Genomic DNA, 23,639 nt, shown 5'->3' with positions numbered 1-23,639 from the left:
GAGGAGCGTGCAGATGAAGCCTTCGATCATCCTTTCTCTGCTTGCCCTTCTTCTTGCGGGATGTGGCACTCGCCCGCCGACGCCGCCGGATTGCGAAGGGCCGCTCACACCGATCAACATCCCGAATGGTGTTTCCGAATCAGGAGCGATCCATGCGCCGGACCGCCGCCCTTGAAAACTACCTGAGCGAGGCCCAGAGCTGGGAACTCGACCGCGCGCGCCGCGCGGAGCGATCAAACAAGATCGCCTGGACCGTGGCCGCAGCGGCAACACTGGTCGCGGTGCTCTCGGTCGCGGCCGTCAGCGGGCTCACGCCGCTGAAGCAGCCCGTTCCCGTTCTCATCCGTGTCGACAACAGCAGCGGGATCGTTGACATCGTTCCCACTTACGAGGGCACGACCGACATCGAGCAGGTGGTGACTCGCAACCTGCTGCAAAACTACGTAATCGCGCGCGAGCGTTACTTCTATGGCACCGCGGAGGCGGACTACGAACTGGTCGCCTCGCAGAACTCGCCTCGGTTGAACCAGGAGTGGGCCGTTTCGTGGGCCGCCGACAACCCGGCCTCACCTCTGAACGCCTACAAGGATGGCACGTCCATCCGCGCGCAGGTGCGATCGGTCACCTTCCTCAAGCTGGAGAGCGGGAAGGACAAGCTGGCACAGGTCCGCTTCGCCCGCTCGACGCGCGCAGGCGGCACCGGCGAGGAGCAGACCAGCCACTGGGTCGCCACGATCGAGTTCGCCTATGTCGCGCCGTCGACGGACAACAAGATGCGATCGCTCAATCCACTGGGCTTTCGCGTCGTCGAATATCGCCGCGAGCCCGAGGTCGCTCCGGCCAGCGCTGCACCGAGTACGAAGGAGGCGCGATGACGCCCTGGCGCACGCACCGCAGGTTCGCCTTCGCGATCGGATTGGCGGCTAGCCTTGCGTTTGCCGCGCCGCACGGCCGAACTGCGACCTTGCCGCCCATCGGCAAAGTCGATGCCCGAGTGCGTGTGGTTGCCTACGATCCCGAGGACGTCGTCACGCTGCAAGGCTATGTGGGCTACCAGATCCATCTGCAGTTTGCCGAAGGCGAGGAGTTCGTGAACCTCGGCGCTGGCGACAACGGTGCCTTCGATGTCGGCGCCGAACGCAACCACTTCTTTATCAAGCCTAAGGAAGCGCGCGCTTCGACCAACTTCACCCTCCTCACGAACCGGCGGGCCTACCACTTCGACTTCATCGTGTCTTCCGTCGCGCCCGCGGGCGCAGCGACCAAGCGCATGGTGTACTCGATTCGTTTCACCTACCCGGAGGACGATGCCCGCGCCGCGGCAGCGGATCAGGAAAGACGCCGGACCGAAGCGCGCATGAACGAAGAGGCCTTTAAGCGCCCGCGCAATGCCGACTACTGGTTCTGCGGCAGCGAATCGCTCAGGCCCGAAAGCGCCCACGACGACGGCGTGCAAACGCGACTACGCTTCCAGGCGCAATCAGACTTTCCCGCCATGTTCGTGCAAAACGACGATGGTTCCGAATCGCTGCTGAACTTCAACGTCGACGCGGATGAGGTCGTGATCCACCGCGTGGCGCGTCGCTTCGTGCTGCGGCGCGGTGGATTGGTCGGATGCGTGGTCAACCGGTCGTTCGTCGGCGGCGGCGCGCGCACCCTGACCCACACGAGCGCAGAAGATGTGCGGCGCACCACGACGGGAGAGCGGCCGTGACCTGGATCGACCAGCCTCGCCGCGGCGCCCGAATGGATCCGCCGACGCATTCCGAGGCATCCGAGATCGACCCCGGCACCGGGGAGATCCTGTCTGGACAAACCGAGGCGGCCACCGGAAGCGCCGCATCCCGCATCGCCGACGAGCGCGCCACGGTCCGAGGCGAACGCGCCATGCCGTCAGTCAATCGCGAGCGCTCTGTCCAGTCGCGCATCAGCGGGTTCCTGGCGCTGGCTGTGATCATTCTCCTCGGCGGCGGCTTCCTGTTCTGGTACTACAACACGCAGTACGCCAAGACCCGCGAGGCCGAAGAGGCCGCGAGAAAGGCGGCCTCGGCGCGCGCCGGCGGCGAGATGAAGGTGCCACCGCTCGGCCGCATCGATCCGCCGAAAACACCGCCGGAGGCGCCGCCCATCGCCGGCACGCCCCCCGCCCCGTCGACCGCGGCCGTCAACGCGGGCACCCCGCACAAGACGCCCGAGCAGATCGCGCTGGAACGGCAGTTGGGCACCCCGGTGCTTCGGCGCGCGCAGTCCGCCCAGCCCTCGGGCATTTCGACACCGCACGCGTTCGCAAATCCAGCAGTGCTGCCCGCCGGCGGCGTGCCAGGCATGTCCCAGCTGTTCGGCGCGCTGCAGCCGCCTGGCGCCGGCTCGGCCGCATCCGGCAGCGGTCAACTTGCCGCGAGCCTACGGCCGACGCCGACCCCGGCGGTCCTTGCCCAGACCCTGCCCACACGGCGCATGCTTCTGCCCAAGGGTGCATTCATCGACTGCACGCTGGAGACCGCCATCGACTCCACCTACGAGGGCATGACCACCTGCATCGGCGCCAGCGACATCTACGGGGCTGACGGCAAGGTCGTGCTGCTGGAGCGTGGCACCAAGTACGTGGGCGAGCAGCGCGGAACGCCGCGGCAGGGACAGGGCCGCGTCTTCATCGTGTGGAACGAAGCGCGCACCCCGACGGGCGTCGTGGTCCAGCTTGCCTCCCCCGGAACCGACGAACTGGGACGCAGCGGGTTGCCCGGTTTCGTCGACACGCACTTCTGGGATCGCTTCGGTGCCGCGGTCCTGATCTCGATGATCGACGGCACGACGCAGGCGATCGCCGCCCAACAGCAAAGCGGCACCAGGGTCGGCAGCGGCGGCGGCCTGGTGCTCGGTCCGCAGGGCAGCCGCGACGTCATGACGGAGGTGCTGCGCAGCACCGTGTCGATTCCGCCGACCGTCATCAAGAACCAGGGCGAGCGAATCCAGATCCTGGTCGCACGCGATGTGGATTTCAGGAGCGTCTATGCGCTTCGAAACGACCCAACCGATCCCTGAACGCGAGCGCTGCGCCGCCACCGGCGACCTGCCATTGGCGACCAGCTCCGTCACCGCCGCGGCACCCGCGGAGCCGCCCTCGTCCCTTGTTCTTTTCCTCGGTCCGCTCGGCCGTCTCTTGGACGATCCCGAGGTCACCGAGATCTGCATCAACGAGCCCGGCGTGGCTTTCGTGGAACGGCAGTCGGGCTGGCTGCGCGAGGAGTTGCCGTTCGCGAGCTTCGACTGGTGCATGGCCATCGCCAAGCTCGTGGCCAACTTCACGCACCAGCGCATCTCGGCCAACGAGCCGCTCCTGTCCGCCACCCTCCCGGGCGGCGAAAGAATCCAGATCGTGCTGCCGCCGGCGACGCTGGAGCGGAACGTCTCGATCACGATCCGGCGTCCGTCCGACACGCTCTGGAGCCTCGAAGAGCTGGCGGGTCTGGACGTCTTCGAGCCGACATGCAGCGTCCCCGCCTGCCAGCTGCGGCCAACCGATCTGGACACCCTGGCACCGGAGGACCGGGAACTGGCGGGGCTTCTCGCATGTCGCGAGTTCGTGCCATTCCTGCGCCGTGCGGTGCAGTGGCGCAAGAACATCCTGTTGTCCGGTGCCACTGGCTCGGGCAAGACCACGGTCGGCAAGGCGTTGATCCTCGAGGTGCCACCTGAGGACCGTCTGATCACGATCGAGGACGTGAAGGAACTGTCGCTGCGCAATCAGCCCAACCACGTGCGGCTTTTCTACTCGCAAGGCGCCCAGGGGCGAGCCGACGTCACGCCCGGCCAACTGCTCGCCGGTGCCAAGCGGCAGCGCCCCGACCGCGTTTTCGTGTCCGAGTTGCGGACCGGCGAAGAGGTCTACGACTACCTGGTGTCTGTGAACACCGGCCACCCCGGCTCGATCACCAGCGTGCATGCGGACAGCGCGGCGATGGCCTTCGTGGCGCTGGCGCAGTTGATGAAGCGCAGCCAGGCGGGCCAGGGCATGAGCACGCGCGACGGCGTGGAATTGGCGCAAATGAGCGTGGACATCGTCGTGCAGTGCGCGCGCGAACGCCGGGACGGCCGGCCGCGGCGCATCGTGCGGGAGATCTGGTATGACCCTGGCACCAAGAACCGACGGCTCGCCTAGTCCCTTCAGGATTGCGGTCGCATTGCTGATGGCCGTGATCGTCGGCGTCTACGTCGCAGGCCACGCGTTCCGGATGGCGATGAAACTGCCACCGCAGCAAGTCACGCTGCTCACGCTCCGCGACTACTGGCAGGCCTACGGCGATCGGCCGGAGGTGCGCCGCGTCCTCGTGGCATCGCTGGCGGGCTCCCAAGGCCTGGTGCTGGGCCTGGTGGGCGTCGCCATGCTGCCGCGTCGCCGGCCACTGCACGGCGAGGCCCGGTTCGCGAGTCGGCGCGAGATCGCGCGGGCCGGGCTTCTGCAGGAGCACGGCATCATCCTCGGGCGCTTGGGCAACCGCTATCTGGTGCTGCCCGGCCAGCAGGGTGTGGAGCTCGAGGCGCCGCCGCGCAGCGGCAAGGGCGTCGGCGTGGTCATCCCCAATCTGCTGAACTGGCCCGGCTCGGCCATCGTCAGCGACATCAAGGGCGAGAACTTCACACGCACGGCGGGCTTTCGTGCGGCCCATGGACAGGAGGTGCGCCTGTTCGATCCGTTGTCCGAGCGCGAGTGCTCGGCACGCTGGAATCCGCTGGGTTACGTGTCCGAGCAGCCCTACCGCTGCATCGACGACCTGCAGCGCATCGGCACGATGCTTTTTCCCGATCCGCAGGCGGGCGACCCCTTCTGGAGCTCGTCGGCCCGGTCGCTGTTCCTCGGCATCGCCCTCTACCTCTTCGAGACCCCGGGCGCCACGCGCACGCTGGGCGAGGTGCTGCGCCAGGGCATGGCCAGCGATGCGGAGGGCTTCCAGAAGCACTGGAAGCGCGTGATCGACGCCTGCGAGCGCGCCGGCTATCCGCTGTCGCAGGAAGCGGTACAGAGTCTCTACGACGTGATCGACCTGGCGCCGACCACCGCCTCGAGCATCCGCAAGACCTTCACCAGCCGCCTGGACCTGTGGCTCAACCCGATGATCGATGCGGCCACCTCGGCCAACGATTTCGACCTGCGGGATCTGCGCAAGCGTCCGATCTCGATCTACGTGCAGATCAACCCCGACAACATCGCCCGGCTGCAGCCGCTGCTGAACCTGTTCTTCCAGCAGGCGATCGGGCTTCAGACGCGCGTGCTCCCCGAAAGCGACCCGCAGCTTCACCACCAGCTGCTCCTGATGCTTGACGAGTTCGCGGCGCTCGGACGCATCCCGGTCATCGCCGACTCCACGGCCTTCCTGCCGGGCTACAACGTGCGCACCGTCGTCATCGTGCAATCCCACTCGCAGTTGATCGAGAAGTACGGCATTGAGGGCGCCAAGTCGATCCGCAAGATGCTGGCCGCACGCATCGTGTTCCCGCCCAAGGAGTACGAGGACGCCGAGGCTATCTCCCGCGAGCTCGGGACCTACACCGTCCGGCAGAAGAACGTCAGCCGCCCGATGTGGGGCGGGGCGGGCAAGGCACCGACGGTGAGCATCAGCGAGCAACCGCGCCGCCTGCTGCTGCCCCAGGAGGTCAAGGAGCTCGGTTCCGACCGGATGCTCCTGTTCTACGAAGGGCTGCGGCCCGTGCTAGCGCATCGCGTCCTCTACTTTCGCGACCGGTTCTTCGCTCCGCGCGAGCGGCCGCCGCCGCCGGTGCCCAAGCTCGACGTGGCCAGGCGCGGTGACATCCCCGCGCCCATTCGGCCCGCCGTGTCCGATGACGAGCAAGACATCGCTGGCATGAGCTCCGGATTCATCACCGGTGCCGCGCCGAAAGACGGTGGGCCGTCACCGGCGAACCCCACGGCCGCGACCGTGGCGGGCGGCGCAATCGACGATGAGCTGAAGCTGGACGATTTCTCGTTCGACTTCGATGACGTGGAGATTCCCACCGAGAAGCTCAGTGAGGAGGACCTCAAGCGCCATGCCGACGAGTTCATGGCGCACATCCTGGACTGATTCCCTCAGCTCCAGGCTGAAATCAGCTCGCCCCGAACAGCACGCATGCGAAAGGAGCCGCGATGTCCACAGACCAACCGTCCGAAAGCCCGCCGCTGTCCGGCATCGCGAGCGCCGCCTCGCAGGACGAGTCCGGCTCCGTCCAGGGCGAATCGCCTCGGGCGGGACGCGGCCATTTCCGCGTGCCGGATGCCATCGAACGCCGTTACCTGCGCGTCGACAACCGGTACTTCTTTCCGGACCGCATCCTCGCCTTCATCGACGACGGCGCCCGCATCCGCGTGCAGACCGAGAACCGCGAGGTGCTGCACGGCGTGGTGGCGATTGCCGAGGCGCGCGGCTGGCGGGCCCTCACCGTCAAGGGCACCCAGAGCTTCCGGCAGGGTGTGTGGCGCGAAGCCGCGTTGCGCGGCATCGAGGTCCAAGGCTACGAACCTACGGAGGTGGAAATCCTTCAGATGCAGCGCGCCTCGAAGCCGTCTCCACCATCGCGTGAAAAGGGCGCCGCCCAGTCGCCGGCAACCCGGACAGCAACGGAGGAACGCAGGGCGGCGATGACGCGCGATGATGCGCGCGGGCCCGGCGCGGCTCACGATGCCGCGCATGATCCGGCGGAGATGCCGCAAGACCATCGATCGCCGCGCACGGCCCCTAGGTCGACCGTTCAAGGGATGCTGGTTGCAGCGGCCGCCGCACCCTACCAGTTCGATCCGGCGCAGCGCATGTCCTTCTACGTGAGGGTCCGCACCGAGACTGGCAATCGCACGGTTTGGGGTTCGGACCTCGAACGCGCGCTCGCGGAATCCGCTTCGCAACCTCGCCTCGGAGAACAGGTGGTCCTCACAAGGCACGGCGCGCGTCCGATGAAAGTCCTGGTGGCGCAGCGCAATGCGCAGGGCGAGCTGACTGGAGAGAAAAGAATCGTCGCGCAACGTGCCGTCTGGCGCATCGAGACACCGGACTACCTTCGCGCCATGGAGGAGCGCGCGATGCGCATACGAAGCGGCGAAACGGTGTCCCCCGAGATCCGTCGTCAGCATCCACAACTGGCCGCCGCGGCTGCCGGCCTGGCGTTGGCCGAGCAGTACGCGACACGTGTGACCAGCGACCAGGACTCCCAGCAGCGCCTGGTGCAACTGTTCCGCGAACGCATCGCCGACGCGCTGGCGCAAGGCCATTCGATCCATCTCCCGGATCGCCGCCCGCATCCCGCACCGGGGCCTGTGCGCAAGCGCTCGGCCAGAGACCGAGGAGCGCCCAACCATGAGCGCGTCTAGGCGGCGCGGGACCACACCATCGAACGACGGCCGACAAGTGAAGGCACGAAGAAGTTCGGAAAGAACCGCCCTGGTGTGCGAGGACGTGCCGATGCCCTGCCTGGCGAACCCCACGGCGCCCGCGACGGCCTGGTCAATCTCGGGCGGCTCCCTCGAGGCGCTCAAATGGGTCGGTCTGGTGCTCATGACCGGCGATCACGTCAACAAGTACCTGCTGCAGGACGCGAGCCCCACGCTCTACGCACTGGGCCGCATGGTGATGCCGCTCTTTGGCTTCGCCCTCATGGCCAACCTGGCGCGGCCCGGCGCGTTTGAAGCCGGCATACATCTGCGCGTCATGAGGCGGCTGGCGGTCTTCGCGCTGCTGGCGACGCCCGCCTTCGTTCGCCTTGTCGGCTGGTGGCCGTTGAACATACTCGTGACCCTCGGGCTGGCGACCTTGATCGTGTGGCTCCTCGAATGCGGTGGCGCGGTGGCGCGCGTCGCGGCATTGATCGCCTTCCTCATAGGAGGTGCGCTGGTGGAGTTCTGGTGGCCCGCACTGCTCTGCTGCCTCGGCGCCTGGGGGTTCGCGCGCCGTCCCGATGCGGTCAGGATGCTCTTGTGGGCGCTGGCGGCAGCCTCGCTCTCAGTCGTCAACGGCAATTTTTCCGCGCTGGCCGTCCTGCCCTTGATCCTGGGCGCGCGGCATGTCGATATTCCGTTGCGCCGCTGTCGATGGGTGTTCTACGCCTACTACCCTGCGCATCTGTCACTGATTGCTGTGGTGCTGAGACCCGCATGACCGAGAAGAATCTGGCGGCAACCGTTCGCAAGCGACTGCTGAACTTTCGAGCAATGTTGCATGTCGGCGCGGCAGGTCAGGCGCGCTTCCGCCGCCGTGATCGAACCTTGCAACTGAGCGAGCGACGCCCATGCAGGCCCATCCGTCCCACGCAACTTGCGATCGGCGTCAATGCACTAGAGGCTTGCCAGTATGCCGGTCGAGGATGCCTCGGCCGCCAGCTTGCCTTCCGGGTTGTAGAGCGCAGCTTCCAGGAACGCAATGCGCTTGCCACGCTTGATCACCCGTCCTTCGACCCGCCCCTCACCCGGGCCGACCTTTTCATAAAAGCTCACCTTGATTTCGAGGCTGAAGACAGTCTGCAGGTGCTCCGAATCATGCATCACGGCATGGGCCATGGCGGCATCGAGCCAGGCGGTGATGAATCCGCCCTGGGCGATGGTGCCGTTGGTATGGCAATACTCACGCCTTACCGTGAAGGCGGCCTGGACCGTCTTGCGCTCGGGTGACCAGCCCGTCACGTGGAAGTTGCCCATCGATTCGGACAACGCCTGGCCGGAGCGAATTCGTGCTTCTAAATCGTCGTTCATTGAAATAGTGCGCTGATGAATCAGCGGTCATTCTCATCCGAAGCCGGGGTCTGCCCCTGCCCCATGGCAGTGCCTTAAAGAGCGACGGCTCTGGTCTTGCGACGTCGACAACTAGAAATTGTCCGCAGTGAATTTCGGGATATCGCGCGCCACGGCCAACAGAGCCTGCGCTCGGGCGGCCACGAACTGAGCAAGGACTCGCACGAAGGTGACCTCCTCTCCCGTGTACGCAGTGTCCACCGCCTGCGCGGGCGCCTCTTGAAGTGCGAGCTCACATAGTCGCGTCAGTTCACGTGCGAAGTACCTGCGATCAATGCCGATGCGCATGCAGAAGTCTGCAAGCGCGAACGAGCGCACTGCTTCCAGCTCGAACTCATCCCCGAATGCCATCGCCAGGTCGTGATGAAACGCCGCGTACTGCACGACGCTCACCAGGTCATACAGCGGCGTCGGTGTGAGCCCTGTGCGGTCGACGAAGAACGAGATGTTCTTGCCGTGCGAATCGCTGTTGCCGAAAAGCAGCGTCGTGACCGCCCAAAGGACCAGGCGCTGCATGCCCAGCGCGGGTTCGACGAACCCGGACCTGAGCGTGCCGAGCTTTTCGAAACTGGCGCCGTCGCGAATGTGCCGCACCTCCGCTCGATCCCCCACGTTGCGCTCGTACTTTGCACTCACCGACAGATCCAGCGCCTGGCACCCATCAATGATGTGCAACCGCTCGACACCGTCCGGCGTCCTGCGGCGGTCGAATCGCTGGATGCTCAAGACCGGCGACGGCACCCGCAGGATGCTCACGTGCGCGGCACCAGGCGCCTTCCAGCGCCGCATGCTGATGCGGTTGGTCAACTGCATGCAGAAATGCTCGTTGGCCACCATGCACCTTGCGCCCTCGCGCACAGGCTCTGGTTTGAGGATGTGCGTGGACGACAACGCGCCGTCGACCAGGAGTAGTTGGTCTTCTTCGATAGCCACCAGAAGCTTGTCCTGATGCCCTGCGATGGACATGCGCACTTTGCCGTCCCACCGGTTGAACGGCTCGTTCGCGCGGTTCTCGATCCGTGCCTGCAGCTCTTCGAGCGGCAGGTGCCGGCGCAGTGGCTCTTGCTCGGCCGGCAATTGACCGGCAGCGACAAAGCTCAGCGCGCCAGCAGTCTCATGTCCGAGGTGGCGAAGCAGCCCGAAGACGTTGTTGCGCGCCACGCGCGCATCGGAGGCCGCCACAGCAAGCGCCTCGCCTTCAGGGAGCAGGTTCTCCAGGAAACGGCGGATGGCCTGCGGCGCCGCGACACCCTGCAACGGCAGATGGGGCGAGAGCGGGTACCGGCCTGGCAACGCCCGCCAGGCAGCGTCGTAGTCAAAGTGGAAGGCATCCTGGGCCTGCTCATAGCGCAGCGTGCCTACCCGCACGGCTCCCGCGTAGACGTCCAGGATGTACCCTTCCATCACCGCCCCTCGCCCCCAGACGGGTCAAGCGTTGCATCGACGGCAGGAATGGCACTCTTGGGCACGACGAGCATGCGAAGGCCCAGGCTCTCCAGCACCAGCATGAGCTTGTCCGAGGTCACGGACTTGCCGTTCTCCAAACGCGAAAGCAAGTCGCTGGAGACTCCGCTGAGGGACGCCGCGTCATCGATGCGCATGCGCGACTGGGCGCGTCGATTTCGCACGAGCTTGCCGAGTTGCTCGAGGGACGCCACGGCTGGACTCAGGTTGTGCTGGAATTCAGGAAGCGTGCGGGCCATATAGTTTCGTATTTCCGAAACTATAAGACAAGGGTTGAGAATCCGCAATTAATTTCGGCATCACGAAACAATGCCGCTTTCGCACTGCCTAAAGACGTTTGTTCCGGAATACCGAAACAACCAATGATTGAATGCAAGGCCGCGCAGCCCACAGACCCCCTGCCTCCCTAGCCCCAGCGCCGACATCTGGCGCAAAACGGCCCGATTCAGGCATTGCACGCGTTGTCCCGTCCGTTATCCGACTTGTGTTCTCGCCGCCGGCCAAGACGCTCTAGCCATCCTCGCCGAGCGCCGCAAGTATTGCCATCCGAATGGCAGAAGTACAAAGGTTGCTGGCTCGTGAACGACGTGAAGGGCTCGAAGTCCTTCGCGAGGTACGTTGTGGGCCGGTTCTCAAAGTTCCCCATCTAACGAACTCGTCAAGGGGGTGATGCAGCGCGGCTCCGACTTCGAAGCTGCGGCAGCCCATCTCGAGCAGGCGTCGACGCACTGGATCCGCCACACCGCCGGAAGCCATCTGAGCGAAAAAGTCGACCTGAAAGTGGTTCGCGACAACTTGGGGCACGCCAACATCAGCACGACCAGCATCTATTTGCACACCGAAGACGATGCGCGTCACGATGCGACGGCGTCCGGGCATCGGGTTGGCTGGCGCACGCCGTGATCCGCGCGCCCGCGGCGATGGCTCTTCAGTCCTCTGCATCTGGACGCTGAGTGACCGCAATGTGGGGCAGAGCGAGCCATCGCCGCTGGCTCGGTTATCTCCGTCGCGACGAATCAGGAACAAGAACGAGGCCGCTCACGCCCTGATCGCAGCACTCCAGAATTCATTCGCCGCCTTCCCCAAGAGCGCGCTGTCCCGATAGAGCCTGATTTCCAGCGGAACCGCCCACTCGCTGCTCGCTGCGGCAACAAGGCGCCCTTGGCTGATGTCTTCTTCCACGAGGGTCTGCGGCAGCCATGCAATGCCTCTGCCGTCCAGCGCCATCGTCCTGAGGACCGAGGCGAGATGGGCCGTGAAGACGACTTGGACATCGAGCGACTCCAGCCGTCGGCTGACCAGGGCCCGCATGATGCGTCCCAGCCCCGATTCCTCGCTGTACAGGAGAACCGGCACGGCGGATGCGCCCTTGCGCGAGAGCTGATGCCGCGGCCTGCCGGCGTCATTGGGTGCGCACACCGCGATCAGCATGTCTCCGCCGATCCGGGCCGATTCGTACGTGTCTGCATCGAGCGCACCATGCGCGTCAGGATGTGCGTGGCTCAGAACGAACTGAACCTTGCTTTGCAGCATCAGCGATTCGCAACGCTGAAGGACGTCGGACATGAGCTGCACCGGCCCCAGCGTGATGCTCGACTCGAGGCTGCGAATCCATCGCGGCAGGAAAGTCATGGAAAGCGCATGCGTGCACGCGATGCGCAGGGTGACCGAACTGGCCTCCGCGACTTTCCTGGCGTCACCCGGCACGCGTGCCACCCTTGCGATCAATTCCTGCGCCACGCCGGCAAACCATTCGCCGACTTCGGTGAGTGTGGCGGGCTGCGTGCTGCGGTCGAACAAGTCGGCGCCGATCCACTCCTCCAGCGCGCGAATCCGGCGGCTGAATGCGGGTTGGGAGCTATGGCGCTCATCCGCCGCGCGCGAGAAGTTCCCCGTTGCTGCCAACGCAAGGAAGTCGTCAAGCCAGATCAGGTTCATGTCCGGTTCGTCCAGCGCATAGAAGTTGAGAAATTGAACATTGGCCCAAAAGGACGGCACGGCCGACCATTCGGTCTCCCACTTACCCATCTGGAGACAACCGTGAAGATCGTCGAAATTCGCGAGAAGACCATCCCCATCAGCTCGCCCATTCGCAACGCCTACATCGACTTTAGCAAGATGACGCTGAGCCTCGTCGCAGTGATCACCGACGTGATCCGCAACGGCAAGCCGGTCGTTGGCTATGGCTTCAACTCGAACGGCCGCTACGGCCAGGGCAAGCTGATGCGCGAGCGCTTCATCCCGCGCATCATGGAGGCGAACCCGTCGTCCCTGGTCGACGACAGCGGCGAGAACCTCGATCCGCACAAGATCTGGAACACGATGTTCACCAATGAGAAGCCGGGTGGACATGGCGAGCGCTCGGTGGCCATCGGCACCATCGACATGGCGGTGTGGGACGCGGTGGCCAAGATCGAAGGCAAGCCGCTGTTTCAATTGCTGGCCGACCGCTATGGCGACGGCAAGCCCAACCGCAGGATCTTCGTCTACGCGGCGGGCGGCTACTACTACCCGGGGCAGGACCATGGGAAGCTGAAGGACGAGATGCGCAGCTACATCGATCGCGGCTACACGGTGGTCAAGAAGAAGATCGGCGGCGCCTCGCTCGACGAGGACCTGCGCCGCATCGACTCGATCATGGAAGTGCTGCAGGACGGCCAGAAGCTCTGCGTCGACGCCAACGGCCGCTTCGATCTGGAAACCGCGATTGCCTATGCCAAGGCCCTGTCGCAGTACGACCTCTTCTGGTATGAGGAGCCGGGCGATCCGTTGGACTTCGAATTGCAAGCGGCCCTGCGCAATTTCTACAAGAACCCGATGGCCACGGGCGAGGACCTTTTCTCGATGCAGGATGCGCGCAACCTGATCCGCTACGGCGGCATGCGCCCGGACCGCGACTGGCTGCAGTTCGACTGCGCACTCAGCTACGGCCTGGTCGAGTACCTGCGTACGCTGGAGATGTTAAAGGAACATGGCTGGTCGGCCAGCCGCTGCATCCCGCACGGCGGGCACCAGATGTCGCTGAACATCGCGGCCGGCCTTGGCCTCGGCGGCAACGAGTCGTACCCCGACCTGTTTCAGCCATTCGGCGGGTTCCCGGATGGCGTGAAGGTCGAGAACAGCTTCGTGACCCTGCCCGACCTGCCCGGGATCGGCTTCGAGGGCAAGGGCGATCTGTACCGCGAGATGCAGGCGCTTTCGGCCTGAAGCAGATGGCGCCCAAGGAGACAACACCATGAAGAACATCTGGCGCTACGCCGCTGGCATCGGCCTGTTCGCTTCGGCCACGGTGGCCTGCGCAGCCTTTCCTGACAAGCCCATCACGCTGGTGGTCCCATTCGCGACCGGCGGCCCGAGCGACAAGATCGCCCGCGACCTGGCCGAGGCACTGCGCAAGCCACTCGGCCAGACCGTGATCGTCGACAACGCGGCCGGCGCGGGCGGCACGATCGGCTCGGCCAAGGTGGCGCGCGCCGCGCCGGACGGTTACACGCTGCTGGTGCATCACATCGGCATGGCGACCGCGCCCGCGTTGTATCGCAAGCTCCCTTACAAGGTGCCCGATGACTTCGAAATGCTGGGCGTGATTAATGAAGCCCCATCGGTGGTGATCGGCAAGCCGAGCCTGGAGGCCAACAACTTCGCGGACTTGCGCAAGTGGATCGCCGCGAATGGCGGAAAGGTCAACCTGGCCCATGCAGGACTGGGCTCCGCGTCGCACCTGTGCGGCTTGATGTTCCAGAGCGCGTTGAAGACCACCATGACCCCGGTGCCATACAAGGGAACCGCGCCAGCCATGATGGACCTCATCGGCGGGCAGGTCGATCTCATGTGCGAGCAGGCCACCAACGCCGTTCCGCAGATCGAGGGCAAGAAGGTCAAGGTCTACGGCATCACGAGTCTGAAGCGGCTGCCGCTGCCGTCGCTCAAGGACACCCCCACGCTGTCGGAGTCCGGGCTCAATGGCTTCGACGTGCAGGTCTGGCACGGCTTGTATGCGCCCAAGGGGACGCCGCCTGCGGTGCTGGAAAAGCTGAACGCGGCGCTTCGCACCGCCCTGAAGGATCCTGAACTCATCAGGCGTCAAGAGGCGCTGGGCCTCACCGTGGTGAACGACGACCGCTTGACCGCGGCCGGCCACAGGAAGTTCGTGGAATCGGAGAAGGTCCGCTGGTCGAAGGTCATCAAGGACGCCGGCGAATACGCCGACTGAGCGCGAGGCACGCAACCACGCAACCACGCAACAGGAAATACACATGAAGATCGGAATCATCGGCGCCGGCAATATCGGCGCGCGTCTCGCGCGCAAACTCGCAGCCGGCGGCCATCAGGTCAAGCTTGCCAACTCGAAGGGGCCGCAAACCATCCGGCACCTCGCCGACGAAGTCGGTGCCACACCAGTGACAAAGGAAGACGCGGTCGCCGACGCCGAGGTCATCATCCTTGCGATTCCTTTTGCGAGTTACCGGGGCCTCGCGAACTTGTTCGAGCACGTAGCGCCCGAGGTCGTGGTCATCGATACGTCCAACTACTACCCATTTCGCGATGGCGCGATGGCCGAGGTGGACGGCGGAAAGCCCGAAAGCGTATGGAGCCAGGAACAGATCGGACGTCCCGTGGTGAAAGCTTGGAACGCCGTTCTGGCCGAGACCCTTGAAGCGGGAGGGAAGCCAGCAGGTGCGCCCGGTCGCCTCGCGATCCCCGTGGCTGGGGACGGTGCGAAGGCAACGCAGACAGCCCGGCAGCTGGTCGATCAAACAGGGTTTGACGCGCTGGACACCGGAAGCATCGAGGACTCCTGGCGCCAACAGCCAGGGACGCCTGCGTACTGCACTGAGTTGACGATTGGTGACTTGGAACTGGCGGTCGAAGCAGCGAAAAGGGACCGCGCGGCTCGCAACCGGGACGCCCTGATGAAGGAGTTTGCATCAGCAGGCACCGCCCTGACGCACGAACAAATCGTCGCCCGAAACCGCAGTGTTACGGCATAGGTGCTTTCGTTCTCCGAGCAGTCGCCAGAGTCGGCGCGATTCCGGTGGTTCAGCTGCGTGAAGCGCTCACAGCAGAGAGCATTCCCAGGACACTGCCGTACGTGCCATTGGCTTCTGCGAACCGGATGAACTTGGCGCGTTCCACGACAATTTCCTGCGCCTCCGGATCGTTGCGCAGGAGCGTCATGGTTTCTGAAAGGAAATCTTCCAGCGGCATGGACTGCTCGTCGTTTTGCTGGCCCAGCAATGTTGTTCGCACGCCCGGTGGCGCTATTTCGATCACTTGGAGAGAGGCGTCGGCTCCCTGGATGCGCAGGCTCTCGGTGAAGGAGTGAAGGGCGGCTTTGGTTGCGTTGTAGGTGGGCGTGGCCGGTAGCGGGACGAATGCCAACGAAGAGGTTACGTTCATGATCACCGCATCGTCTTTGCCCACCAGTTGCGGCAAGAAAGCGTAGACCATCCGAATCGTGCCAAGGAGGTTAACCGTGACGGTGTCTTCGGCGATCTGGAGCGAGGTCGGTTCCATGAGGTTTTCCCACTTCATGATGCCAGCGTTGTTGACCAACACGTTCAGTTCGGGGTACTTGCTCGCCACCGTTTTGCTTGCGCGGGTGATGGATACGGCGTCTGCGACGTCGAGCTCGAGCGCTTCAATGCCCGGGTGTTCAGTGGTGATCTGGTCGAGCAGGTCTTTGCGTCGACCCGCGACAATCACCTTGTTGCCCGCCTGATGAAAGCGCAGCGCCAAGCCAAGTCCGATTCCCGAGGTGCCCCCGGTGATCAAGATAGTGTTGCCTGTGAACTTCATGGATTTCCTATGTGGATAAATAGATAAAATGAGCTTAAGCGGACACATGTCCACTTACCGAACCATACCGGACAACTGTCCGTTTTGCAAGTGAGTCTTGAGAGGGAGCACGAGTGCCGCAGAAGATGGACCCGCAATTGCGTTCGGACGCACTGCAGAACCGCGAACGGATCCTGCAAGTGGCGATTGCCGAATTGACCCGATCAGTGGACGTTCCGCTGAGCGCAATCGCGAAGAAAGCCGGCGTTGGGCAAGCGACCTTCTATCGAAACTTCCCCAGTCGAGACGCACTGGTTTGGGAGGTTTATCGCTACGAGATGACGCAGGTCACGGATCTCGCCGACCAACTGCTCCAGACCAGCCCGCCGCAACAGGCGCTGCGGGAGTGGATGGACCGTCTTGCCCAGTACGCCATGACCAAGGCTGGCCTGGCCGATGCCTTGCGCCAGGCTTCCACGACGCCAGAGTGCTCGGAGGAATCCAGATATGCGCCGGTGATTGCCGCTGCTCAACGCCTTCTTCGGGCCAACGAGGAAGCCGGAACCATCCGCTCAGGCGTAACCACGGATGACTTTTTTCTGGCGATTGCAGGCATTTGGCAAATCGACTGCAAAGGCGACTGGCAACCACGCCTGAAGCGACTTATGGATCTCGTCATGGATGGACTGCGCGCGGGTGCGCCCGCGCGCGCTTCCTAGGGCCCGTCATCAATTGAGCCAAACGACGGCAGCAGCGAGATGAACGGCGCCCAGGAAGCTGATGGCAGTCTTGTCGTATCGCGTGGCGATGACGCGGTACTGCTTCAGGCGTGCGAGGAAGTTCTCGATCAGATGGCGCGTCTTGTAGAGGTGCCTGTCGTAGCCGCGCTGCTCCTTGCGCGAGCGCGTGGGCGGAATCACCACCGTCTTGCCAGCATCGCTCAGAGGCTGGATCACCCGGGCCTGGGCGTCGTAGGCCTTGTCGGCGATGACCGCCTCGCCGGGCGTGTTGCGCAGCAGCACATCGGCGCCTTCCAAGTCATGCGCCTGCCCAGGCGTGCGGTGAAAGCCCGTCGGGTTGGCGGTTGCGGCAATGAAGAGTGCGTGAAGTGAATCGCAAGGCTCGCCGCGTCTTCTCGCTTCGCCAACGCGGCTAAAAATTCTCTGTGATCGATGGCGCGAGCGGGATCCGAGAAGGGTTTTTCAACACAATCAGTCTGAAGCAGACATAGGGCCGCGAGTATCACAGTCGCAGCCTTGCGGTACCTCAACGGGACTTTGGCGCCGATCGCTTGATATCGCTGCGTCCTAGCGGTTGGTGTCTCGCCTGCTCTCTCCAGCGGCCGGCTATTCGCTGTGCATCGGTCTGCACCTCCGGCATGCGCGCAGTGAAGCGATCCACCCGCGCGGCCAACCCCGCTTCGCCCTGTCTCCTCAGCATCTCCGCCGTGGCGTCCCAGGCCGCCAGCACCTTTTGCCGGGTGCTGCGCATCTTTACCTCGCCCGCATCGGAAGCATCTCGTTCACCTTTGAGTTGCCGAAGCACGCCTGCCAACTTCTTGCGCATCACCGTGGAAGGCTTGGGCGCCCGACGGCCATGGCGCTCGGCGATCGGCAACTGCGCAAAAGCTCGGAGTGCACGCATCCGATGATGGATCGGGTCCCGGTAGGGCTTGCGCACCTGCCCTCGCAGCTGGCGCGGGGTCGCATTGGCGGCGACGCCCTGCTCTCGCATCAGCGCGGCGAACTGTTCGCGCCACTGCCGCAGCGTTTCCTTGCGGATGTAGAGGCGCTTGCCGGGCTCGAACTCGTGCTCGCACTTGACCACCAGATGCACATGCGGATGCGGCTGGTCCGTGTGCAGCACCATGGCATAGCGATACTGCAGCGCGAAGTTCTCGCGTGCGAACACGCGCGCCGCAGCCAGCACCTTTTCCGGCGGCGTGCCGGCGGGCATGGACAGGACGATGTTGTGGACCAGCTTCGCGCGTGTGTCTTTCTCCCCCTGAGCGGGTTTCGGCTTGTACTGGCTTCTGCAGAGCTCGAGCTGCCAGTCGGTCACGGTTTCCCTTGCCGCCCCTCGGCCCTGTTGTACCAGCCCCTCGTCGGTCTCGAGCGGCAGCTTGCCGTGCCGGCCGATGTAGCGTAGATGGGCCTCGACACCACCGACGTCTCGCCCTCCGCCGGATACTTTCACCATCACTTCGGGTGTACGGCTCACAGTGCGCTGGATCTGAGCAATCTGATCGGCTCCAAGTTGCAGCCTGCCGCCGGGGCCTCGTCGGCCATAGCTCACGATGTCCAGCGCCAGATCGCGCGAAGCGCCTGCCGGACTACGGCCACTTCGGCTCAAGCGCACCATCTGCTTAGCCATGACCGCGCTCGCCGCTGGTCTCCCAGCTGAGGATGTTGTGGCGTACGAGGACAGCCGTGGCTTCACGTGCCGACTCGACCTCGCGACGAACCGACATGATCACCTTTACCAACTCGTCGGATGCGGCGCCCCCTGTTGGACTGTTCGGCATGCCGAACACACGAAGCTGGCGACCGAGCGCCGCCAATTGGGCACCCACCGCCTTGATCTGAGACAGTTCGCCCGGTGGCAGCACCGCTGCCGAACGCACATGGTTGTGGACCAACATGGCCAGGTAGCCGCCAGGCTTCATTCCTCGGGCACTGGCTCGCTCCGCCGCCAATGTTCGGTCGCCGGGACGAAGTCTCAGTGTGATGCGATCGTCTGTTGCAGCGCAGGCAAATGAAGAAGGTAAGACCCGTTGTAGGCTCGGTCCGCGTGTGACCGGCCCGTTCGCCTTGAGCACTTCTTCGATCATTTTGGCGAGAAGGCTCGACTCGCTGAGTTGATGACGCGCAGCCAACGCGGCAAATCGCGCCCTTGTATCGAACGACACCCGGGTCCCAACCACGCTTGATCGAGTAGTGCTGGTCATCGCAATGCTGTTGCAGTAAACAATGTCCGACGGCAGTCTATCCTGCCCTCATAGCCGCACAAGGACTTTGCGTTCTGCGTCCCAATTTCGACATCCCAAGTTCGCCCTCTCACCGCCTCCTCCCTTACCGCGTGCGCATCCGATCCCCTGCCGGGCCGGTCCGGCGCAACCCTCCGGTCACTCCGTCGCATCGAAGAAAAACCGGGAACCTGCGGACAGGAACAAAAAGACCCGCCATCGTCGATGGCGGGCCCCGCGGCAACCCCTCGATGTTCGGCATGCCGAACAAGAAAACAGACAAACCAGCACCGAGGGGCACCAGAGACGAGATCGAGACGCCTACCTGCCGGCTACGCCTCGCCCTCTCCATGGCGTGGTGCCGCCGCGAGCGGGCGCAGCGGAGAGGGGAGCCAACGCGTACCCTCCAGCCTCCGGGCGCAATGCGCTGCGGCCTCGGGCTTCTTCATCGTCGCCAAGGCCGGCGTGGCGTGCTCCCCAGTCGCCTCCTGCACTGCTTCGAGCGCCTTCGCCTTGCTGACATGTCCGAAGTAGTTCGCGGCGGTCGGCGCCCACCAGTCCGCCATGTCTAGGCCCAGCGCCTCAGCGATGGCGTCGCTCTGGTCGGCCGTGCGTTCGCCCGCAACGACCGCATCGATGCTGCGCGCGGTGCAATACGCCAGCAAGTCGAGCAGCACGTCGCGCGGCTGCGCCATGCACGGTCGTCGCAGTGACCCGTTGCCGTGCGCTGGTTGAGCCGAACGATTTCTCCGACGGGCCGCCGGGCCGCCTGAGGCTTGGGTCGGAGAAGCTCACTCGCTGGCCGACGCGGAAGTCCTGTTTGTGATGATCTCCGGCGGCCCCGCGGCGCAGGAGGCGACGGGGATGCGCTCTCACGATGCGCCTCAACTGGCAAGACAACCGCATGCAGCACGCTGCAGCGCTGTGTGCCCTGCGACCAGCCTTGCCTCCACCGTGTCCGTCCGCTCGTACAGTAAAGTGCTATGTCCTCAACACGGAGCCCGAAAGGGAAGACGAAATGATCACACCGGAAGAGGCAACGACAATGGCTTCGGCTGCAAACTTTCTTGGAACAGAAATGGCGCTGACCGCAGCGTTAAGAGCACTCATCAAGGCGCACCCCGAACCCACCCTGCTGGCACAGGAATTGGCGCAGCAGCGGCAGTTTTCTCAGGCGCATCTGGAAGCGAGCCCACTCCCAGACAAAGCGTTGACGAGTTTCGAGCTGACTTGGGCGCTGATCCTTCATCAGGATCCCGCACAAGAGGTGCGGCTTGTGCCAACGCTGTAAATACGACGCAGACGCGCACTGCTCTTGCCAGGCCTGCGCGCCTTCAATCCCTGCTCTGCCGCGCGTAAAAGCCCAACGCGCGCTTCCACGGCACCCATGGCGAAACGGCATGATGAGCCGGGAAAGTATGGAGTCAGCGCTTGGCGAGCGGACGAAAAAAAACCGGCTCATGGGAGCCGGTCTTTCAGAAGACGTGACCCAGGTCAGTAACGACCACCACCGAAGCCGCCATTGCCGTAGCCAACGTCCGAACGTTTTGCTGTGGCGTAACCAGCTGCGCTATAGCCACCAGAGCCGCCACCCTCTTCGCGGGGACGGGCCAGGTTCACCACAATCGAGCGTCCATCGACGGACATCCCGTTCAGAGCGGTGATGGCGGCTTGAGCAACCTCGGCAGAGGCCATTTCTACAAATGCGAAGCCCTTCGAGCGGCCGCTTTCGCGGTCCATCATGACCTTCGCCGTAGAAACTCGGCCGAACTCGGCAAAGTTGCTTTCGAGGATGGAATCGGTCACGGAAAAGGGAAGGTTGCCCACGTAAATTTTGACGCTCATGGAAAGAGCCTTTCTGAATGAAGGTGCGCGGCGATTGCCGCAACGATGAAACTCGGATCTTCGGATCGGAAGTCCGCAGCAAATGGCACAAGTGAGTGAGATTTATGCCGGCTGATAGCCGGCACTCAGCGGGTGCGGCATGCACGTTTGCAGCCAGGCCTGCGTGACTGCGAGAATCCGGGCGGCTTCGCGTGAAACAAAGGGTTTATCGAGCTTGTCAAGCGACATCAGGAGCTGCCCCCCTGGCGACATGAAGAACTGACCCCCGGGTTGTTGATCAATCTGTCGTGACTGCGTCTTTCGCGCTGGCCTGGTCCCCCTGGCGACATGAAGAACTGACCCCCGGGTTGTTGATCAATCTGTCGTGACTGCGTCTTTCGCGCTGGCCTGGTTAACCAGGCCAGCGCGGCGCTTCGATCTGAGCCGGTAGCTGTCGCCACGTATCGTGATGACGTGACTGTGGTGCAGCAGCCGGTCCAGGATCGCGGTGGCCACCACGGCGTCGCCGAACACGGCTCCCCACTCGGCAACCGAGCGGTTGCTGGTGACCAGCATCGAGCCGCGTTCATAGCGCCGCAGGATCGCGGTGGCCACCACGGCGTCGCCGAACACGGCTCCCCACTCGGCAACCGAGCGGTTGCTGGTGACCAGCATCGAGCCGCGTTCATAGCGCCTGCTCACCAATTGGAAGAACAGATGCGCGGCGTTAGCCTCGAACGGCAGGTAACCCAACTCGTCGACGACCAGCAGCTTGGGCTTGGTGAAGTGCACGAGCTTCTCCTCGAGCCTGCCTTCAGCATGCGCACGGGCCAGTTGCGTCACCAGTCCGGTGGCCGGCACGAACAACGTGGAGTAGCCGCGTACGATGGCTTCACGACCGAGCGCCACAGCCAGATGGGTCTTGCCCACGCCCGGCGGCCCGAGGAGCAACACGCTGTCGCCGTTGCCGATCCAGCGCGAGGTGGCGAGTTCGCGGATCTGCTTGGGGTCCACCGAGGGCTGCGCTTCGTACTCGAAGCCCTCCAGGGTGCGCACGCACGGGAACTTGGCGATCGACATGCCCATCTGGATGCGTCGTTCATCCTTGCGCGCGACCTCGGCAGCGCACAGCATCGACAGCGCCTCGCGCAAGTTCAGTTCGGCACGACCGGCTTGGTCGAGCAGCGTATCGAGCTGGTCGCGGATGGCGGTCAGCTTTAACCGCGTCAGCATCGGTTCCAGGTCGCCCGATACTTCCAGCGCCGGGGCCTTGGCCCTCTTGCCGGCGGCCGTCACCAGCGGCCTCCGAGCGCGCTCTCGTACTCGGCCAGCGGACGCAGCAGTTCGGCGGGCATTGCCGGCGGCAAGGTCGCGGGCGAGCCGTCGGCCGGTGGCCTGGTCATCCAGCTCACACCTACGAGGTTCGCGCCGACGATGCCAGCCAGATGTGTGCGCTCGATCACGGTGATGCGCCGGCCGGGGTTCTGTGCGTGGCAGGCGACCTCCTGGCCGGCATAGAGCACCCGAACCTGCCGTTCGGCGACGACGACGGTCACGCTCTCTGCGATGAGCTTCCACGGCACGCTGTAGCGGTTGGTATCCAGTTCAATGCAAGCGTCGCTGTGCACGCGGCGAGTGAGCTCACGCACCTGCAGGAATGGAGCCCGGGAGGCAAGCGGCGCAAGCGCCTGGCGCTCGTCACGCTCGAAGCGTTGCGCCGGCGGCTCCGCAGTCGTGCCATGCACGCGCAGGTCGGCGACCTCCCGCATCCAGCGCGCGAGATGGGCCTGCAGGTGTTCTGTCGAAGCGAAGCGATGCCCGGCGATGGCGTTGCGCTTGACGTAGCCGACGCCGCGTTCGTCCTTCCCCTTGGTCTGGGCGCGGTACGGTGCACAAGCCCGCGGGGTCACCTTCCAGTACCGGCAGAAGGCGTGGAAACGGTCGTTGAAGCGGACCTCGCGGGTCTGCAAGTCGTGCTCGCTGACGAGGGCCCGCGCGTTGTCCACAAGCACCTCCTGTGTAGTGCCGCCGAAGTGCCGGAACGCGCCTTCCAGGCCCTGCAGCCACGCCGACTGGCGCTCGTGCAGGAACATGGCGACGAAGGTGCGTCGGGAGTAGCCCAGCGTCGCGACGAACAGATGCACCTTCAGCGGTTCGTCGGCCACCGGCACGCGCACGGTGCCGAAGTCGATCTGCAACTGCCGCCCGGGCGGCGTCTCGTAGCGCACCGTCGCCACGCTCTGCGCCAAGACCTCTCGGCGCAGATGCGCCACCGCACGCTCGACCGTGCGCAGGCTGACTGCGACGCCGTGCACTCGCAATAGCTCCTGGCGCACGACATCGCAGTTGCCTCGGTGCTGGCGGAATTGCCCGGCAAGCCACTGGGCATGCTCGGTCAAGCGGCCGGTCCGCGGTGGCGACTCATAGGGCTGCCAGCCACCCTGGCGCAGGTATCGCCGCACGGTGTTGCGACTGCAACCCAACTCGTTGGCGATGCGCTTGGCGCCCCAGCCGAGCGACGCCAGCTTGAGCATCGCCTCCACGTCCTCCGGTGCCTGCATCGCCTGCCTCCAATAGATCCGTTCGGATCGTGGAGCTTGCTCGAACACGTTGCCTTCCATCTTGGCCTCCTGCCATGAGGGGGGTCAATTCCTCATGTCGTCAGGGGGGCAGTTTGTCGTGTCGCCTGACACTCCGGTGCCTGCATCGCCTGCCTCCAATAGATCCGTTCGGATCGTGGAGCTTGCTCGAACACGTTGCCTTCCATCTTGGCCTCCTGCCATGAGGGGGGTCAATTCCTCATGTCGTCAGGGGGGCAGTTTGTCGTGTCGCCTGACA

At 64.5% G+C, this 23,639-nt stretch carries 24 protein-coding genes and 2 pseudogenes; 14 read left to right on the top strand and 12 right to left on the bottom strand.

The features are described from left to right. Positions 1-13 precede the first annotated feature (13 nt). From ASC92_RS28905 to ASC92_RS16740, 8 genes are all read left to right on the top strand, one after another. A complete protein-coding gene (locus tag ASC92_RS28905) occupies positions 14-175 on the top strand; it encodes a hypothetical protein (protein ID WP_162245726.1) in 162 nt (53 codons plus the stop codon). Beyond that, entirely contained in the window at positions 153-875 is a 723-nt protein-coding gene (locus ASC92_RS16770; RefSeq protein ID WP_056517941.1) for a virB8 family protein, read from the top strand. The genes ASC92_RS28905 and ASC92_RS16770 overlap by 23 nt, the downstream gene beginning before the upstream one ends. Next, entirely contained in the window at positions 872-1,714 is an 843-nt protein-coding gene (locus ASC92_RS16765; protein WP_056517939.1) for a TrbG/VirB9 family P-type conjugative transfer protein, read from the top strand. The genes ASC92_RS16770 and ASC92_RS16765 overlap by 4 nt, the downstream gene beginning before the upstream one ends. Then, positions 1,711-3,042: a type IV secretion system protein VirB10 gene (gene virB10, locus ASC92_RS16760; protein ID WP_056517932.1), complete on the top strand. Its 1,332-nt coding sequence runs from the start codon at positions 1,711-1,713 to the stop codon at positions 3,040-3,042. Before ASC92_RS16765 ends, virB10 begins: the two co-directional genes overlap by 4 nt. Further along, positions 3,011-4,159 carry a P-type DNA transfer ATPase VirB11 gene (gene virB11 / locus ASC92_RS16755; protein WP_056517930.1) on the top strand — a complete coding sequence of 383 codons (1,149 nt, stop codon included), beginning with the start codon at positions 3,011-3,013 and terminating at the stop codon, positions 4,157-4,159. Before virB10 ends, virB11 begins: the two co-directional genes overlap by 32 nt. Next, entirely contained in the window at positions 4,125-6,080 is a 1,956-nt protein-coding gene (locus ASC92_RS16750) for a type IV secretory system conjugative DNA transfer family protein (protein ID WP_056517928.1), read from the top strand. The genes virB11 and ASC92_RS16750 overlap by 35 nt, the downstream gene beginning before the upstream one ends. 62 nt (positions 6,081-6,142) lie before the next feature. Continuing rightward, entirely contained in the window at positions 6,143-7,357 is a 1,215-nt protein-coding gene (locus ASC92_RS16745; RefSeq protein ID WP_056517925.1) for an LPD7 domain-containing protein, read from the top strand. Positions 7,358-7,394: 37 nt separating this feature from the next. Continuing rightward, positions 7,395-8,141, top strand: a complete 747-nt coding sequence (locus ASC92_RS16740; protein ID WP_235505856.1) for a TraX family protein — start codon at positions 7,395-7,397, stop codon at positions 8,139-8,141. Between the two features lie 176 nt (positions 8,142-8,317). Here ASC92_RS16740 and ASC92_RS16735 read toward each other — a convergent pair whose 3' ends face one another. The 3 genes from ASC92_RS16735 to ASC92_RS16725 form a co-directional block, all read right to left on the bottom strand. After that, positions 8,318-8,731 carry a PaaI family thioesterase gene (locus tag ASC92_RS16735; RefSeq protein WP_082519616.1) on the bottom strand — a complete coding sequence of 138 codons (414 nt, stop codon included), beginning with the start codon at positions 8,729-8,731 and terminating at the stop codon, positions 8,318-8,320. A gap of 111 nt (positions 8,732-8,842) precedes the next feature. After that, positions 8,843-10,174, bottom strand: a complete 1,332-nt coding sequence (locus ASC92_RS16730) for a HipA domain-containing protein (RefSeq protein WP_056517921.1) — start codon at positions 10,172-10,174, stop codon at positions 8,843-8,845. Further along, a complete protein-coding gene (locus ASC92_RS16725) occupies positions 10,174-10,473 on the bottom strand; it encodes a helix-turn-helix domain-containing protein (protein ID WP_082519615.1) in 300 nt (99 codons plus the stop codon). The genes ASC92_RS16730 and ASC92_RS16725 overlap by 1 nt, the downstream gene beginning before the upstream one ends. A gap of 436 nt (positions 10,474-10,909) precedes the next feature. On the opposite strand from ASC92_RS16725, the pseudogene ASC92_RS16720 reads away from it, so the two are divergent. Then, positions 10,910-11,137: pseudogene (locus tag ASC92_RS16720) on the top strand (tyrosine-type recombinase/integrase); the annotation flags it as partial. Between the two features lie 135 nt (positions 11,138-11,272). Here ASC92_RS16720 and ASC92_RS16715 read toward each other — a convergent pair. Beyond that, entirely contained in the window at positions 11,273-12,172 is a 900-nt protein-coding gene (locus ASC92_RS16715; RefSeq protein WP_056519085.1) for a LysR substrate-binding domain-containing protein, read from the bottom strand. A gap of 102 nt (positions 12,173-12,274) precedes the next feature. Between ASC92_RS16715 and ASC92_RS16710 the strand changes: the two genes are divergently transcribed. The 3 genes and pseudogenes from ASC92_RS16710 to ASC92_RS16700 all read left to right on the top strand — a co-directional run. Continuing rightward, positions 12,275-13,441, top strand: coding sequence for a mandelate racemase/muconate lactonizing enzyme family protein (locus tag ASC92_RS16710; protein ID WP_056517916.1), 1,167 nt, complete (start codon positions 12,275-12,277; stop codon positions 13,439-13,441). Between the two features lie 28 nt (positions 13,442-13,469). Then, positions 13,470-14,447: a tripartite tricarboxylate transporter substrate-binding protein gene (locus ASC92_RS16705; protein WP_056517914.1), complete on the top strand. Its 978-nt coding sequence runs from the start codon at positions 13,470-13,472 to the stop codon at positions 14,445-14,447. Between the two features lie 19 nt (positions 14,448-14,466). Further along, positions 14,467-15,225, top strand: a pseudogene (locus ASC92_RS16700) (NADPH-dependent F420 reductase); the annotation flags it as partial. Positions 15,226-15,274: 49 nt separating this feature from the next. On the opposite strand, the gene ASC92_RS16695 reads toward ASC92_RS16700, so the two are convergent. Next, positions 15,275-16,033, bottom strand: a complete 759-nt coding sequence (locus tag ASC92_RS16695) for an SDR family oxidoreductase (protein ID WP_056517911.1) — start codon at positions 16,031-16,033, stop codon at positions 15,275-15,277. Positions 16,034-16,146: 113 nt separating this feature from the next. Here ASC92_RS16695 and ASC92_RS16690 point away from each other — a divergent pair, with 113 nt between their 5' ends. Continuing rightward, positions 16,147-16,731 (top strand): TetR/AcrR family transcriptional regulator, encoded by a 585-nt coding sequence (locus tag ASC92_RS16690; protein WP_321164589.1) that lies wholly within the window; start codon positions 16,147-16,149, stop codon positions 16,729-16,731. 9 nt (positions 16,732-16,740) lie between these two features. Here the strand turns inward: ASC92_RS16690 and ASC92_RS16685 are convergent, their stop codons facing one another. From ASC92_RS16685 to ASC92_RS28640, 4 genes are all read right to left on the bottom strand, one after another. After that, positions 16,741-17,172 carry a transposase gene (locus ASC92_RS16685; protein ID WP_082519614.1) on the bottom strand — a complete coding sequence of 144 codons (432 nt, stop codon included), beginning with the start codon at positions 17,170-17,172 and terminating at the stop codon, positions 16,741-16,743. A 106-nt stretch (positions 17,173-17,278) separates the two neighbouring features. Further along, positions 17,279-18,385, bottom strand: coding sequence for a relaxase/mobilization nuclease domain-containing protein (locus tag ASC92_RS16680; protein ID WP_200935997.1), 1,107 nt, complete (start codon positions 18,383-18,385; stop codon positions 17,279-17,281). Next, positions 18,378-18,959, bottom strand: a complete 582-nt coding sequence (locus ASC92_RS29335; RefSeq protein WP_235505855.1) for a hypothetical protein — start codon at positions 18,957-18,959, stop codon at positions 18,378-18,380. The genes ASC92_RS16680 and ASC92_RS29335 overlap by 8 nt, the downstream gene beginning before the upstream one ends. A gap of 350 nt (positions 18,960-19,309) precedes the next feature. Beyond that, the gene (locus tag ASC92_RS28640; RefSeq protein ID WP_056517905.1) at positions 19,310-19,672 is read right to left on the bottom strand and encodes a hypothetical protein; all 363 of its coding nucleotides are present in this window, start codon (positions 19,670-19,672) and stop codon (positions 19,310-19,312) included. A 323-nt stretch (positions 19,673-19,995) separates the two neighbouring features. Here ASC92_RS28640 and ASC92_RS16665 point away from each other — a divergent pair, with 323 nt between their 5' ends. Next, positions 19,996-20,268 carry a hypothetical protein gene (locus ASC92_RS16665; RefSeq protein ID WP_157609070.1) on the top strand — a complete coding sequence of 91 codons (273 nt, stop codon included), beginning with the start codon at positions 19,996-19,998 and terminating at the stop codon, positions 20,266-20,268. A 203-nt stretch (positions 20,269-20,471) separates the two neighbouring features. On the opposite strand, the gene ASC92_RS16660 is transcribed toward ASC92_RS16665, so the two are convergent. The 3 genes from ASC92_RS16660 to istA form a co-directional block, all read right to left on the bottom strand. Next, positions 20,472-20,822 (bottom strand): RNA recognition motif domain-containing protein, encoded by a 351-nt coding sequence (locus tag ASC92_RS16660; protein ID WP_056517900.1) that lies wholly within the window; start codon positions 20,820-20,822, stop codon positions 20,472-20,474. A 354-nt stretch (positions 20,823-21,176) separates the two neighbouring features. Then, on the bottom strand, positions 21,177-22,097 hold the full coding sequence (istB, locus tag ASC92_RS16655; RefSeq protein ID WP_321164588.1) for an IS21-like element helper ATPase IstB: 921 nt from the start codon (positions 22,095-22,097) through the stop codon (positions 21,177-21,179). Next, positions 22,094-23,362, bottom strand: coding sequence for an IS21 family transposase (gene istA, locus ASC92_RS16650; protein WP_056519078.1), 1,269 nt, complete (start codon positions 23,360-23,362; stop codon positions 22,094-22,096). The genes istB and istA overlap by 4 nt, the downstream gene beginning before the upstream one ends. Between the last annotated feature and the right edge of the window lie 277 nt (positions 23,363-23,639).

Origin of the sequence: Variovorax sp. Root411, assembly GCF_001425205.1 — a bacterium.
Lineage (GTDB): Bacteria > Pseudomonadota > Gammaproteobacteria > Burkholderiales > Burkholderiaceae_C > Variovorax.
This window is presented reverse-complemented; position numbering and strand designations above follow the sequence as displayed.

Bases quoted from the DNA above. Each gene is read 5' to 3' on its own strand.
- ASC92_RS28905 (WP_162245726.1), top strand. From the start codon at position 14: ATGAAGCCTTCGATCATCCTTTCTCTGCTTGCCCTTCTTCTTGCGGGA.
- ASC92_RS16770 (WP_056517941.1), top strand. From the start codon at position 153: ATGCGCCGGACCGCCGCCCTTGAAAACTACCTGAGCGAGGCCCAGAGC.
- ASC92_RS16765 (WP_056517939.1), top strand. From the start codon at position 872: ATGACGCCCTGGCGCACGCACCGCAGGTTCGCCTTCGCGATCGGATTG.
- virB11 (WP_056517930.1), top strand. From the start codon at position 3,011: ATGCGCTTCGAAACGACCCAACCGATCCCTGAACGCGAGCGCTGCGCC.
- ASC92_RS16750 (WP_056517928.1), top strand. From the start codon at position 4,125: ATGACCCTGGCACCAAGAACCGACGGCTCGCCTAGTCCCTTCAGGATT.
- ASC92_RS16745 (WP_056517925.1), top strand. From the start codon at position 6,143: ATGTCCACAGACCAACCGTCCGAAAGCCCGCCGCTGTCCGGCATCGCG.
- ASC92_RS16735 (WP_082519616.1), bottom strand. From the start codon at position 8,731: ATGAACGACGATTTAGAAGCACGAATTCGCTCCGGCCAGGCGTTGTCC.
- ASC92_RS16730 (WP_056517921.1), bottom strand. From the start codon at position 10,174: ATGGAAGGGTACATCCTGGACGTCTACGCGGGAGCCGTGCGGGTAGGC.
- ASC92_RS16725 (WP_082519615.1), bottom strand. From the start codon at position 10,473: ATGGCCCGCACGCTTCCTGAATTCCAGCACAACCTGAGTCCAGCCGTG.
- ASC92_RS16715 (WP_056519085.1), bottom strand. From the start codon at position 12,172: ATGAACCTGATCTGGCTTGACGACTTCCTTGCGTTGGCAGCAACGGGG.
- ASC92_RS16705 (WP_056517914.1), top strand. From the start codon at position 13,470: ATGAAGAACATCTGGCGCTACGCCGCTGGCATCGGCCTGTTCGCTTCG.
- ASC92_RS16695 (WP_056517911.1), bottom strand. From the start codon at position 16,033: ATGAAGTTCACAGGCAACACTATCTTGATCACCGGGGGCACCTCGGGA.
- ASC92_RS16680 (WP_200935997.1), bottom strand. From the start codon at position 18,385: ATGGCTAAGCAGATGGTGCGCTTGAGCCGAAGTGGCCGTAGTCCGGCA.
- ASC92_RS29335 (WP_235505855.1), bottom strand. From the start codon at position 18,959: ATGACCAGCACTACTCGATCAAGCGTGGTTGGGACCCGGGTGTCGTTC.
- ASC92_RS28640 (WP_056517905.1), bottom strand. From the start codon at position 19,672: ATGGCGCAGCCGCGCGACGTGCTGCTCGACTTGCTGGCGTATTGCACC.
- ASC92_RS16665 (WP_157609070.1), top strand. From the start codon at position 19,996: ATGATCACACCGGAAGAGGCAACGACAATGGCTTCGGCTGCAAACTTT.
- ASC92_RS16660 (WP_056517900.1), bottom strand. From the start codon at position 20,822: ATGAGCGTCAAAATTTACGTGGGCAACCTTCCCTTTTCCGTGACCGAT.
- istA (WP_056519078.1), bottom strand. From the start codon at position 23,362: ATGCAGGCACCGGAGGACGTGGAGGCGATGCTCAAGCTGGCGTCGCTC.